Raw genomic sequence first — 12,788 nt, forward strand, 5'->3', positions numbered from 1 at the left:
TTGAATTGTGCAGCTTAAGAGCGGTTCACGGGAGTGACCGGATTGACAGAGTGTATATCGATTCTGTCTCCAGCCAAACGAATTTGCGCGGGTCCGCGCGCCATTTCTGCGGGGAAACCATCCTCGAACGTGCGGTACACGCCGGCGATCGAGACCAGTTCCGGTTCCATGGCCAGCGCGAAGATGCGCGCCTGGGCATTGCCCGAGGCGCCGGCCAGCGCGCGGCCGTACAGCGAGGAATATACGTGGATGCTGCCGTCGGCGATGATTTCGGCGCCATTGTTGACGACGGCGGTGATGATCAGGTCGCAGCCGCGCGCATAGATGCGCTGGCCGGCGCGCACGGGCGTGTCGATCACCATCACCTGGGCGTCGGCGCCCGACTGGGCGGCGGCAGTGGGGGTATCCTTGGGACCATCCTTGGGCGGCGCATCGTCGCGCGTCTTGCCGCTGTCGAGGCTCAAGCCTTGCGCCAGGATGGCGTCATGCATGTCGGCCGGCGCATTGCGCACGGCCACGGCATTCAAACGGTATTTTTTCAGCAGGGCCACGAGGGCGGCCCAGTCGATGGGCACGCTGCCGGGCGGCAAGGCCGCCACGTCCAGCACGGCCAGGTCGTCCTCGAAAAAGTCCGCCACGCCTCCCGTCATGTCGCGCAAGGCGGCATCGAGTGCCTGCGTATCGGCGCTATGCAGAATGGCGGAGACGGCAACGACGGTGGAAATCTTGATTTCGATAGGCTTCTGCGACGGGCTTTTGGACATAAACATTTATCAAAGTGAAACTGCGGCAGGCCAGATGTTCCGTACGGCAACAATGGGAGCAGTAAATTTCTTGCATTCTACTGCAAAAAAATCGGCATCAGGGGCCTGGCGCGTGCTATTCCGCAGGGCAACACCTACTTCATGTCAAAAAAAACGGACGGCGCCCCGGAAAACCGGTGCGCCGCCCCGAAAGCAGCCGAGAATGCGGCTTGAGTCCGCCTATCAAAACCTGCTGCGCGTCGTAATTTGCGGTCTGCGATGCTCACTGTACCTTCATACAGTTGCGCTTCTCAAGCACAACTTTCTTCCGCTCGCTACGGTTTTGTCAGGCCTTGCATGACCTTGTCATATTTTCATCACGCCGCGCGCATCTGCCGTGCCGCCGCGACCATGTTTTGCAAGGCCGCCTCCGTTTCCGCCCAGCCCCGCGTCTTCAAGCCGCAGTCCGGGTTGACCCATAAATTGGCTGGCGGAATGACCGTACTGGCTTTTTGCAGCAATTTCACCATGTCGAGAGTCGAGGAGGGGCGCGGCGAGTGGATGTCGTACACGCCGGGGCCGATTTCGTTCGGATACTGGAACTGGCCAAAACCCTTCAGCAGTTCCATGTCGGAGCGGCTCGTCTCTATCGTGATGACGTCGGCGTCCATGGCGGCGATCTGCGGCAGGATGTCGTTGAATTCGGCATAGCACATGTGGGTGTGGATCTGCGTCGTGTCGCTGACGACGGACGCGGCGATGCGGAAGGCGCGCGTGGCCCAGTCCAGGTAGGCGTCCCACCGGCCGCGGCGCAGCGGCAAGCCTTCGCGGATGGCCGGCTCGTCGATCTGGATGATGCCGATGCCGGCCGTTTCCAGGTCTTGCACCTCGTCGCGGATGGCCAGGGCCAGTTGCAGCGCCGTCGTGGCGCGCGGCTGGTCGTCGCGCACGAACGACCATTGCAAGATCGTGACCGGGCCCGTCAGCATGCCCTTCACCGGTTTATGCGTCAGGCTTTGCGCGTGCACCGTCCATTCGACGGTCATGGCGGTGGGGCGCTGCACGTCGCCGTAAATCACGGGCGGCTTCACGCAGCGCGAGCCGTACGATTGCACCCAGCCGTGGCGCGTCAAGATAAAGCCGTCCAGTTGCTCGCCGAAGTATTCGACCATGTCGTTGCGTTCCGCTTCGCCATGCACGAGCACGTCCAGGCCCAGCGCTTCCTGGCGGCTCACGGCGTGGGCGATTTCGGCGCGCATCTGCTGTTCGTAGTCGTTCACAGCCAGTTCGCCTCGCTTGAAACTGGCGCGGGCGGCGCGGATGGCCGTCGTCTGCGGGAAGGAACCGATGGTCGTCGTGGGGAAGTCGGGCAGTTGCAAACGCGCGCGCTGCATGGCCTGGCGCTGCGGGAAGCTGGAATCGCGGCGGTCGATGGTGGGCGTGAGCGCTTGCAGGCGCTGCGCCACTTGCGGGCGGTGCACGCGGGGACTGGCACGGCGGCCGGCGATAGCCAGGCGAGACGCGGCCAGCGCGGCATCATCGGGACGGCCTGCGAGCGCGCCCTTGAGGACGGCGATTTCGGACAGTTTTTCCGTGGCGAACGCCAGCCAGGTCTTGATTTCGCTATCGAGCTCCGTCTCGGCCGCCAGGCTGAACGGCACGTGCAGCAGGGAGCACGACGGCGCCAGCCACAGGTGGCCGTTGCGTTTGGCCGCCAGCGGCTGCAGCACGGCCAGGGCAGCGTCGAGGTCGGTGCGCCAGATATTGCGCCCGTCGACGATGCCAATCGACAAGACTTTATGCGCGGGCAGCCAGTCCGTCACGCTGATCAGTTCATGCGGCGCGCGGATGCCGTCGACATGCAGGCCGGCCACGGGCAGGCGGCACGTCAGGCTGAGGTTTTCTTCCAGCGGCGAGAAATACGTTGCCAGCAGGATATTCACGCCCACCTGGTTCAGCTGCCAATACGTGCTTTCGAAGGCGCTGCGCCACGCATTGGGCAAGTCCAGGCCCAGGATCGGTTCGTCGAGCTGCACCCACGTCACGCCTTGCCGCTTCAGGCGGTCGAGCAGGGCGCCGTAGACGGGCAGCAATTGTTCCAGCAGGGCCAGGCGGTCGAAGCTTGACTTGCCGGGCGTCTTTTCCTTGCCCAGCCAGAGGAAGGTGAGGGGGCCGATCAGGGCCGCCTTGACCGGGTGGCCCAGCGCTTGCGCCTCGGCCACTTCCGCCAGCAGGCGCTCGCAAGCGAGCGAAAAGCGGGTCTGCGGCGACAGTTCGGGCACCAGGTAATGGTAATTGGTGTCAAACCACTTGGTCATTTCCAGCGCGGCAGTGCCTGCGGCGTGTGCATGGTGCGCGTGGCCGCAGCCGGCTTGGGTGGTGTGCGTGTCTGCGCCGCGCGCCATGGTGAAATAGCGCGCCAGCGGCGATTGCTCTGGCGCAAAGTGGAAACGGGCCGGTTCGCAGCCCAATAGCTGGATATGGTTGGCGACCTGGTCGTAAAAGGCGAAGTCGCCCACGGTGACGTAATCGAGGCCGGCGTCGCGCTGCTGGGCCCAGTGGCGCGCGCGCAGTTGCCGGCCCGTCGCTTCCAAGTCCGCCTCGGACAGCTCGCCACGCCAGTGGCTTTCCAGCGCCAGTTTCAGTTCGCGCGCGGCGCCGATACGGGGAAAGCCAAGGACGTGGGTACGAATGGTCATGATGTCATCGAGATTTAATGTGAATGCGCTAGAGTGTGCGGCAACTTGATCTATAATCAAAACGAAACATTTTGCCGAATAACATGAAAATAATTCACGCACAGAATCCATTTCTCCGATGCTAGAAATCCGTCACCTGCGCACCTTGAGTGCCCTGCGTTCGTCCGGCAGCCTGGTGCGCGCTGCGCAGCTGCTCAACCTGACCCAGTCGGCCCTGTCGCATCAGATCCGTTTGCTCGAAGAGCGCTACAAGGCGCCATTGTTCGAGCGCAAGTCGATGCCGATCGCGTTTACGGCCACGGGCAGCCGGCTCTTGGCCCTGGCCGACAAGCTGCTGCCCGAGATCGAACTGGCCGAGCGCGACGTGGCGCGCCTGTCGCAGGGCGACAAGGGGCAGTTGCGCGTGGCGCTCGAATGCCATACCTGTTTCGATTGGCTCATGCCCGTGATGGATGCGTTTCGCCAGCGCTGGCCGGAAGTGGAAATCGACCTGGTCTCCGGCTTTCACAGCGAACCGGCGGACTTGCTGCGCTCGGGCGAGGCGGACCTGGTGATCGGTTCGCCATATGGCCCCGATTTCACCGTGTTTCCCCTGTTCCGCTTTGAAATGCTGGTGGTGATGGCGCAGAAGCACCGGCTGCAGGCGCAGCGCCGGCTGGTGGCGGCCGACTTTACGGGTGAAACATTAATTACCTATCCCGTGCCGGAAGAGCGTATCGACCTGATCCGCGAAGTGCTGCGCCCCGCCGGCATCGCGTTTGAACGCCGCACGGCGGAATTGACGGTCGCCGTGCTGCAACTGGTGGCGAGCCGGCGCGGCATTGCCGCCTTGCCGAACTGGGCCATCAAGAATTACGTCGATTACGATTATGTGGTGGCGCGCCCGGTGGGCGAGCACGGCTTGTGGAGCGACCTGTATGTCTCCGTGCCTGATCATCTGCAGGACAAGGCGTATGTGCGTGATTTCGTCAGCGTGATACGCGAGCAGTGCGCAGCCTCGCTGGACGGTATCAAGTTGTTGTCCTGATCAACGTTGAGTTGGAAACAAACCAACAGCAAAGCTTGATAAATATCAAGGTTCAGCAATGAACCACCGCTTACAGTTGAGTACTGTGCGGCGCAACATGCACCGCCATCAAATTGGAGAGGAACACTATGTTTTCATTTTCCGAGCAATGGGCACTGGCCGGCAAGGCCCTGGTGGAAGCACAATTGATCAGCGCGCAAGCGTATGCCCAGGCCGCTGTCGACAGCGGCGCCAGCGTGCTGGACTTGCAGATCGATGCGGCCCGCGCGGCGCTGGCCGCCGCTACGGTGGCAGGCAATCAGCTGCTGTCCGTGAAGGATCCGCAAGCGCTGCTGGAACTGTCGCGCACGCAGTCGCAACTGGCCATCGAACGCATCGGTGCATATGGCCGCCAGGCAAAGGATGTTGCCCAAGAAACCCAAGAGAAATTCGACACTGTGACAAAGGGTGAGTTTGCTGCATCGCGTCAAAAATTTGGCGAGCTGGTGCAGGTGGTAAAGCAAACGCCTGTGCCCCTGATTATTCCCTTCAATAATTTTCTAAAAACCACTTTCGGCGGCGCCGATGAAGGGTATGATAAAAATAAAAACACGCGTCCTGCTCGCCAGGCGTAAGCGCGTTGCGGCCCGGCAGCGGCTATCCGCCGCGCCAGGCCGCCCGCCGCCACCGCAGGCAGGCTGTCATCGCCGCCGCCTGCGGTGCGGCGCTGGAACTGCGGCGCATGCCGCGCTAGAATGAAACACAGCTTGCTGTGTCTTCCCGGATTCACAGGATTCCAATGGGATTCTATTAGCACCTTGACCTTGGCCCTCGTGGCCAGCATATCGGAGAAATAAATGGATGATGTCGTAATCGTGGCCGCCGGCCGTACCGCAGTCGGCAAATTCGGTGGCAGTCTGGCCAAGATTCCTGCGTCCGAACTGGGCGCGCATGTAATCAAGGGCTTGCTGGCACAAACCGGCATCGACCCGAACCTGATCGGGGAAGCGATCCTGGGCCAGGTGCTGACGGCTGCCGTCGGCCAGAACGCCGCGCGCCAGGCCGTCATCAAGGCCGGCCTGCCGAGCAGCATCCCGGCATTCACCATCAACAAGGTATGCGGCAGCGGCTTGAAGGCCACGCACCTGGCGGCGCAAGCGATCAAGTGCGGCGACGCCAACATCATCATCGCCGGCGGCCAGGAAAACATGAGCGCTTCGCCGCACGCGATGAACGGCTCGCGCGACGGTTTCCGCATGGGCGACTTCAAGATGATCGACACCATGATCGTCGACGGCCTGTGGGACGTGTACAACCAGTACCACATGGGCATCACGGCGGAAAACGTCGCCAAGAAATACGAAGTGACGCGCGCCGAGCAGGATGAATTCGCGCTGCAGTCGCAACTGAAGGCGGAAGCGGCGCAAAAGGCGGGCAAGTTCAAGGATGAAATCCTGCCGCTGGAAATCGCCAACAAAAAAGGTACCGTTGTCTTCGACAGCGACGAATACATCAAGCCCGGTTCGACCCTGGAATCGCTGGCCGGCCTGCGCCCCGCGTTCGCCAAGGATGGCACCGTCACGGCCGGCAACGCTTCCGGCTTGAACGACGGCGCCGCCGCCGTCATCATGATGTCCGCTTCGCAAGCGAAGGAACTGGGCTTGAAGCCGTTGGCACGCATCAAGGCTTACGCCTCGTCGGGCCTGGACCCGGCCGTCATGGGCATGGGCCCCGTCTCCGCATCGCGCCTGTGCCTGAAAAAAGCCGGCTGGACGCATGAAGAACTGGACTTGATGGAAATCAATGAAGCGTTTGCCGCGCAAGCGATTGCCGTCAACAAGGAAATGGGTTGGGATACCAGCAAGATCAACGTGAACGGCGGCGCGATTGCCATCGGCCACCCGATCGGCGCCTCGGGCGCGCGCATCCTGGTCACCCTGATCCACGAAATGATACGCCGCGACGCCAAGAAAGGCCTGGCAGCACTGTGCATCGGCGGCGGCATGGGCGTAGCTCTGGCCATCGAGCGGGATTAATCGCTAGCGCCGAACCCAGGCCGTCGCGCGCTGTGCGTGACGACTGGGTGCGGTACGCCGCCGTCACGCGGCGGAGTTGGATTGCTTTCATTAAATTATTAATTTTTTAGCAACAGAACGACACTGAGGGGATGAAAATGGCAAGAGTTGCATTGGTAACTGGTGGCATGGGTGGTCTGGGCGAAGCGGTGTGTTTCAAGCTGGCGGCGCTCGGCTATCGCGTGGTGACCACATATTCCCCAGGCAATCCGAAGGTCGCGGAATGGCTGGCGACGACCAAGGACATGGGCTACGACTTCAAGGCGTATCCGTGCGACGTGGCCGACTACGATTCGGCGGCGGCCTGCGTGGCGGCCGTGGAAGCGGAAATCGGTCCTGTCGACGTGCTGGTGAATAACGCCGGCATCACGCGCGACATGACGTTCAAGAAGATGGACAAGCCGAACTGGGACGCCGTGATGGGCACCAACCTCGATTCCGTCTTCAACATGACCAAGCCGGTCTGCGATGGCATGGTGGAACGCGGCTGGGGCCGCATCATCAATATCTCGTCCGTGAATGGCCAGAAGGGCGCCTTCGGCCAGACCAACTATTCGGCCGCGAAAGCCGGCATGCATGGTTTCACCAAGTCGCTGGCGCTGGAAGTGGCGCGCAAGAACGTCACCGTCAACACCATCTCGCCAGGCTACATCGGCACCAAGATGGTCATGGCGATTCCGCAGGAAGTGCTCGACAGCAAAATCATCCCGCAAATTCCGATGGCGCGCCTGGGCAAGCCGGAAGAAGTGGCCGGCCTGGTCGCTTACCTGGCTTCCGATGAAGCAGCCTTCGTCACGGGCGCCAATATCTCGATCAACGGCGGCCAGCACATGTCGTAATCGTTGTTGAGGTAAAACAAAAAGACAGCTGCGGCTGTCTTTTTTTATGCTTGCAAGCAAAACAAGGGAATCGCCGGATTTGCCTTAAAATCAGTATTTCTCCACTGCATCATCTCCATGACCCTAGTTCCCGCCTTGCGCCGCGCCAGCGTGGCCGCCATCCTTTTCCTCGGCGCCAGCGCGGTCCAGGCTGCTGTCTCGTTTCACGTGAGCGTCACCACCGAGCGAGAGAAATTCCCCGGCGTGAAAAGCCGCTTGCCCGCGCAAGAAGTGGAGGAAAACGATGTGGTGCTGGGCCAGCAGTACATCAGCGTCAGCGATGGCAAGACGCTGTCGGTGCTCGATTTTTCCACGCGCCGGCGCTATGTTATCGACAAGGCGGCTGGCACTTACGAGCAATATTCGCTGTTCGATGTTGTCGGGCAGCGCCAGAGCGAGATGCGCCACCGGCTGGGCATTGCCGACGTGCTGACGCTTGCCAAGCGGGCCGATCATGTCACGCCCCAGGCTTACGAGGAGCAGGCGCTGTCGGTCCGGGCCGGCAAGGTGCGAGGCAGGCTGGTCCCCAACATTCTCGATGGCGAGGTCCTGTGGTCGCTCGATGAACACCCCTTGCTGCGCCTGGGGCCGGCCCACATTGCAGGCGATGGGCAGGATAGCAAGGCATTTGCCCAGTTTCTGCGTTATACCTGGGGCGGCCACCCGCTGGTGCTGAAAATGTTTGCAGACAGCAGGCAGATCCCCATGCAATTCCTGCTGTACTACCGGGAGGTGGGAGGCAAGCTCACACGCCGCTTTCGTGTCAGCGGCGTGCAGGCGGATGCGCCCGCGACCTTTACGCTGCAAGGCTACCGGCCGGGCAGGGCCGGCGCCGGGGCCCCCTTGCTGGAGCGCGTGCTGGACCAGGCAACACGGCTGCAGCCATTGGCCGCCGAGGCGCATCCGGCAATGCGCGCGCAGGCGGAGCAGGCGTTTGCCGGGCAACGGCCTTTTGCTGCCTTGCTGATCATGATGGAAGACAATTACTCCACAGGCGCCCCGGTGGGGAAATTATCGCCGCAGCAAAGGCTGGCCCTGGAAACCAATGAACAGGCACAGCAATTGATACGCGCGCTGTCGGCCAAGGACGAGGATGCCATCAAGGCCGGCCTCGCCGCAATACAGGCATTGCGCGCGCAGGTCGGCAAGGATCAGCCCATGCTGACCTTGTTCGAGGCCAGCATGCGGGGCAAGGCAGGGCAATGGCCGGAGGCGATCGCGCTGTATCTGGAAGCGCTGCAAGCGCGGCCGCAGCTGGCCGGCGGCTACAAGGAGCTGGGTGATGCGCTGTATGCGCAGTTCGATACTGCCAATGCCTGGCGCAGCTGGGAGGCGGGACGGACGCTGGTACCCACGCATCGCCTGTTTGCCAGCGTGAACCGCCGGGAACAGGAGTTACTGACGGGCTATCCCGTCTTTTTCGAGTGCGGAGCGCCGGTTCAGCCCAGCACCAGCCGCCCGGCCAGCAGCACGAACACGGCAGGCAGCACGAACTTGCCGTAAGGCGAAGGCTTGCCGCGCAGGCGGCGCGCCAGGCGCGCGGCCAGCACGGCGTACAGGGCGTCGAACAGCAGGCCCACCAGCACCAGGACGGCGCCCAGGCGCAGGTATTGCATGCCGACCTGCTCGCTGCCGACGACGAATTGCGGCAGGAACATGCTGCAAAACAGCAGTGCCTTCGGATTGAGCAGATTCGTCAGGAAGCCGCGCACCAGGCTGGCGCGGGCGCCATGCGCCGTGGCGGGAGCGGCCGCTTCCTGTGCCGTTTTGCTTGACAGGGCCGACTGCAGCAGGCGCAGCGCCAGGTACAGCAGGTAGGCGGCGCCCGCCCATTTGACCCATTGCAAGGCTTGCGGATGCGTCACCATCAGCGCCGCCAGGCCCGCGCCCGACAGCGCCACGTGGACGGCGCGCGCGCCGGCGATGCCCACGGCCGTCACCAGCGCCGCGGCCACGCCGCGCGCCGCGCCCGTCGCCAGCACCAGCGCCATGTCGGGGCCCGGTAATAAAAAGGCGCCGGCCAGTGCCAGCAGGTACATCAGGAAGGTAGAATCGGACATGGCTCGGTCGAAAAGAAAAGCGGGAGCATGCACACGGTGCGGCCTGCTCGCCGGGTCCCATTATGTTCTTGCAGCGATGAAATGTGCTTGCTTTTCCTGCCCTGCATGCCCTAGTATTCGGGTAGATTCCACTCGTATAAAAACAAAAAATAGATGAAAATTTCAGAAGTTAGCCTCGACGCCACCGATTTGCAGATACTCAGGCTGTTGCAGGATGAAGGACGGCTGTCGAATGCGCGCCTGGCCGAGCGCTTGAAACTGAGCGAAACCCCCGTCTGGCGCCGCTTGCGCCGCCTGGAAGAGGAAGGTTTCATTACCGGCTACCAGGCTTTGCTTAACCGCAAGAAGCTGGGCATCGGCCTGGTGGCGTTCGTGCGGGTCGTGTTTGCCAACCATGGCGGCGAACAGCCGTCGCAGTTCGAGCAGGCGATCGCGACGATTCCCGAGATCTTGTCGTGCCACAATGTGGCGGGTGAAGCCGATTATTTCCTGCAAGTGGTGGCGCGCGACCTGGAAGCGTATGGCGAATTCGTCTCGACCGTGCTGCGCCGCCTGCCCGGCGTGGCGGAAATCCAGTCCAGCTTGTCGATGCGCGAAATCAAGTCGTCGAACCGCCTGCCCTTGCTGCTGGCCTGAGGCGCCGGCGGCGCACTATAATTGGAACAGTTGCCAGGACTCGTGCCTGGCGCCCCGACTGCCATTCTGAGGACCGCCATGCCCGATTCTTTGTCCCCCCTGTTTCCCGTCCTGTCGCCAAACCGGCACGGCATGCTGGCGGTCGATGACATCCACACCATTTATTGGGAAGAGTGCGGCAACCCCGACGGCATTCCCGTGCTGTTCCTGCACGGCGGCCCCGGCGCGGGCCTGTCGCCGCAGCACCGCCGCTTTTTTGACCCGCAGCGCTACCGCGTGATCCTGTTCGACCAGCGCGGCGCGGGCAAGTCCACGCCGCTGGGCGAATGGCGCAACAATACGACGCAGCTGCTGATCGCCGATATCGAACGCTTGCGCGTCCAGTTCGGCATCGACCAATGGCTGGTGTTTGGCGGCTCGTGGGGTTCGACCCTGGCGCTCGCGTATGGCCAGGCGCATCCCGAGGCTTGCCTCGGTTTCGTGCTGCGCGGCATTTTCCTGTGCACGCAGGCGGAAATCGACTGGTTCATCGAGGGCGTGCGCTGGTTCTATCCGGAACTGTATGCGGAATTCGCCGCGCCTATTCCCGCAGAGGAACGGGGCGACTTGCTGGCGGCCTACGTGAAACGCATCCTCAGCAGCGATCCCGCCGTGTACTGGCCCGCCGCGCGCGCCTGGAGCCGCTTCGAAGGCCGCCGCGTCTACCTGATGCCGCAGCCGGAAGATGCGCCGAACGATGCGCTCGACCTGGGCGTGGGCCGGCTCGAATCGCACTACATGGCCAACCTCGGCTTCTTCGAGGAAGACCAGCTGATCCGCAACATGGCGCGCATTGCGCATTTGCCGGCCGTCATCGTGCAAGGCCGCTACGACGCCATCTGCCCGCCGCTGTCGGCCTACCGCCTGCAGCAAGCCTGGCCGGGCGCGCAGCTGGAAATGATCCCGGATGCGGGCCATGGCGCACTCGAGCACGGCATCGCTTCGGCGCTGGTGCGCGCCACCGAGCGCTTCGTGCCGGGGCGCGGTTTCGCATGACGCCAGAGCCCGCCGGTTGGCAAAGCGGCCAGCCGGCGTGCGCCACCTGCTACACTATGGCCTGTGCTGGCGCCACGGTCGGGCGCCGGTGTGAACCTACGACTTTTTATCCATGAACATACAGATCGGCGACATCGGCCATATCATCCAGCTGGCGATTGCGCCGGTTTTCCTGTTGACCGGTATCGGCACCATGCTGGTGGTGCTGACCAACCGCCTGGGCCGCATCATCGACCGCACGCGCGTGCTGGAAGACCGGCTCGACATCGGCTATAACGATTTCTATATGGATGAGCTAGATACCTTGTATCGGCGTACCCATCTGATCAATTACTCGATTTCGCTCAGCACGGCGTGCGGTTTCTTCGTCTGCGTCATCATCGCCATGCTGTTTTTGGGCGATATTCTGAACCTGACCCTGGACAAATACATCGCGGCCTTCTTTGTGCTGGCTGTGATTTGCCTGATCGGCTGTTTTATTTATTTACTGCGCGAAATTTATCTGGCCGCGACGGCCCAGCGCATCCGGCGCCATATCCGCCCGCCACGTTAAGCGGCGCGCCGGTTTACCCTACTATTGAAGAACGAGTCCAGCATGCACGATTACAAACGTCCCCCCACCCTGCACCGCTACGGCCAGCGCAGCGAACTCGAGCTGGCGCTGAGCCTGGGCCAGTTCCGCCTGATGCCTGCGGGCAATTGTTTGACCCTGAGCTTTTCCCAAGTGTGGGACAAGCAACTGTTCGACCTGTTCGCCCCGGCCGACGCCTGTTTGATCATCCACAATACGGAAGAATTCGGCGAACGCCTGCACCGCGCCGTGCAGCGCACCTTGCCCAGCTGGGCCGGCATCGATGGCCTGGTCGAATATGGCCAGCGCGCCGCCCTGGGCGCCGCCTTCACCAAGACGCGCGCCGAAGCGTTGGAACAGGAATGGCTGTTCGCCTGGCGCTCGATGCAGCCGCAGGCGAGCCTGAATCCCGTCACGGTAAAGCTGGGCAGCCTGGAGAACTTCGCGGAAATCCGCGACCGCGATACCTACCTGGCGTAGTTTTATCCGGATTTATCGGCGTACTGGCTGTCGATGCGGGCCAGCACGGCCGCCATCATGCGCTCGATATCGCCGCGTATCATGGTCGTGCCCAGCATGCCGGGCACGTAGAAGCCTGGCATCAGCCGGCTGGAAAAGACGATGCGCGTGCCGCCCGTCTCGGGGATGGGGTACAGATTCCAGCGCGATTCGTAATGCCGCATGTCGCCCGAGATCAGGGCGATGTCGATGGCCGTGAACGGCGTTTCCGTGGCCCGCACCACCAGGTGGATGGGGTGGTTCATGAACAGGAAGCGTGCCATGCCCTGCTGTTCGATGATGACTTCATTGCCGTTGCGCGACAGCACGCGGCAGGAACTCAAGTCCGGCACGAATTCATGCATGCGCTCGTAGGTGGTCAGGGTCTTCCAGACGGACGCCGGCGGCGCCTGCACGCTGCCGCTGGCATCGACTTCATACATGCGCTGCCCGTCGACCTCGATGCGCTTGACGTCGACCTTGAGCTTGTCCAGGCGTATCGCCTGCGCCAGCGCGGTAGCGGGGACGGCGCACAGCATCAGCAGGCAAAGGAAGAGTCGCGTCATGCACCTAGCCTACGGGAAACT

13 protein-coding genes are annotated in these 12,788 nt (G+C 62.5%); 9 read left to right on the forward strand and 4 right to left on the reverse strand.

Going from position 1 to position 12,788, the window contains the following annotated elements; genetic code table 11:
• Positions 1 to 14 precede the first annotated feature (14 nt).
• On the reverse strand, positions 15 to 764 hold the full coding sequence (minC, locus tag O3300_RS18110; RefSeq protein WP_035828495.1) for a septum site-determining protein MinC: 750 nt from the start codon (positions 762 to 764) through the stop codon (positions 15 to 17).
• Between the two features lie 356 nt (positions 765 to 1,120).
• Positions 1,121 to 3,442, reverse strand: coding sequence for a 5-methyltetrahydropteroyltriglutamate--homocysteine S-methyltransferase (gene metE, locus O3300_RS18115; protein ID WP_305053725.1), 2,322 nt, complete (start codon positions 3,440 to 3,442; stop codon positions 1,121 to 1,123).
• A 118-nt stretch (positions 3,443 to 3,560) separates the two neighbouring features.
• On the opposite strand from metE, the gene O3300_RS18120 reads away from it, so the two are divergent.
• The 5 genes from O3300_RS18120 to O3300_RS18140 all read left to right on the forward strand — a co-directional run bounded on the left by O3300_RS18120 (position 3,561) and on the right by O3300_RS18140 (position 8,904).
• Positions 3,561 to 4,469 carry a LysR family transcriptional regulator gene (locus O3300_RS18120; RefSeq protein ID WP_305053726.1) on the forward strand — a complete coding sequence of 303 codons (909 nt, stop codon included), beginning with the start codon at positions 3,561 to 3,563 and terminating at the stop codon, positions 4,467 to 4,469.
• Between the two features lie 128 nt (positions 4,470 to 4,597).
• The gene (gene phaP / locus O3300_RS18125) at positions 4,598 to 5,083 is read left to right on the forward strand and encodes a TIGR01841 family phasin (RefSeq protein ID WP_034783725.1); all 486 of its coding nucleotides are present in this window, start codon (positions 4,598 to 4,600) and stop codon (positions 5,081 to 5,083) included.
• 222 nt (positions 5,084 to 5,305) lie between these two features.
• Positions 5,306 to 6,484: an acetyl-CoA C-acetyltransferase gene (locus O3300_RS18130; RefSeq protein ID WP_034783723.1), complete on the forward strand. Its 1,179-nt coding sequence runs from the start codon at positions 5,306 to 5,308 to the stop codon at positions 6,482 to 6,484.
• Positions 6,485 to 6,621: 137 nt separating this feature from the next.
• Positions 6,622 to 7,362: an acetoacetyl-CoA reductase gene (gene phbB / locus O3300_RS18135; protein ID WP_035823615.1), complete on the forward strand. Its 741-nt coding sequence runs from the start codon at positions 6,622 to 6,624 to the stop codon at positions 7,360 to 7,362.
• A 117-nt stretch (positions 7,363 to 7,479) separates the two neighbouring features.
• Entirely contained in the window at positions 7,480 to 8,904 is a 1,425-nt protein-coding gene (locus O3300_RS18140; protein WP_289899631.1) for a hypothetical protein, read from the forward strand.
• Here the strand turns inward: O3300_RS18140 and O3300_RS18145 are convergent.
• The gene (locus O3300_RS18145) at positions 8,841 to 9,461 is read right to left on the reverse strand and encodes a LysE family translocator (protein WP_257218786.1); all 621 of its coding nucleotides are present in this window, start codon (positions 9,459 to 9,461) and stop codon (positions 8,841 to 8,843) included. The genes O3300_RS18140 and O3300_RS18145 overlap by 64 nt on opposite strands.
• Before the next feature lie 153 nt (positions 9,462 to 9,614).
• Between O3300_RS18145 and O3300_RS18150 the strand changes: the two genes are divergently transcribed.
• The 4 genes from O3300_RS18150 to O3300_RS18165 all read left to right on the forward strand — a co-directional run bounded on the left by O3300_RS18150 (position 9,615) and on the right by O3300_RS18165 (position 12,183).
• Complete coding sequence (locus O3300_RS18150) at positions 9,615 to 10,097, forward strand: Lrp/AsnC family transcriptional regulator (protein ID WP_034752896.1); 483 nt, start codon at positions 9,615 to 9,617, stop codon at positions 10,095 to 10,097.
• Between the two features lie 78 nt (positions 10,098 to 10,175).
• On the forward strand, positions 10,176 to 11,132 hold the full coding sequence (gene pip / locus O3300_RS18155; RefSeq protein WP_099665875.1) for a prolyl aminopeptidase: 957 nt from the start codon (positions 10,176 to 10,178) through the stop codon (positions 11,130 to 11,132).
• A 112-nt stretch (positions 11,133 to 11,244) separates the two neighbouring features.
• Complete coding sequence (locus O3300_RS18160; protein ID WP_034783716.1) at positions 11,245 to 11,685, forward strand: DUF2721 domain-containing protein; 441 nt, start codon at positions 11,245 to 11,247, stop codon at positions 11,683 to 11,685.
• Positions 11,686 to 11,727: 42 nt separating this feature from the next.
• Positions 11,728 to 12,183: a hypothetical protein gene (locus tag O3300_RS18165; RefSeq protein WP_251349513.1), complete on the forward strand. Its 456-nt coding sequence runs from the start codon at positions 11,728 to 11,730 to the stop codon at positions 12,181 to 12,183.
• 2 nt (positions 12,184 to 12,185) lie between these two features.
• Here the strand turns inward: O3300_RS18165 and O3300_RS18170 are convergent, their stop codons facing one another.
• On the reverse strand, positions 12,186 to 12,767 hold the full coding sequence (locus tag O3300_RS18170; RefSeq protein ID WP_289899628.1) for an SRPBCC family protein: 582 nt from the start codon (positions 12,765 to 12,767) through the stop codon (positions 12,186 to 12,188).
• Positions 12,768 to 12,788 lie beyond the last annotated feature (21 nt).

Origin of the sequence: Janthinobacterium sp. SUN206 (assembly GCF_030587305.1) — a bacterium.
Classification (GTDB): domain Bacteria; phylum Pseudomonadota; class Gammaproteobacteria; order Burkholderiales; family Burkholderiaceae_D; genus Janthinobacterium; species Janthinobacterium kumbetense.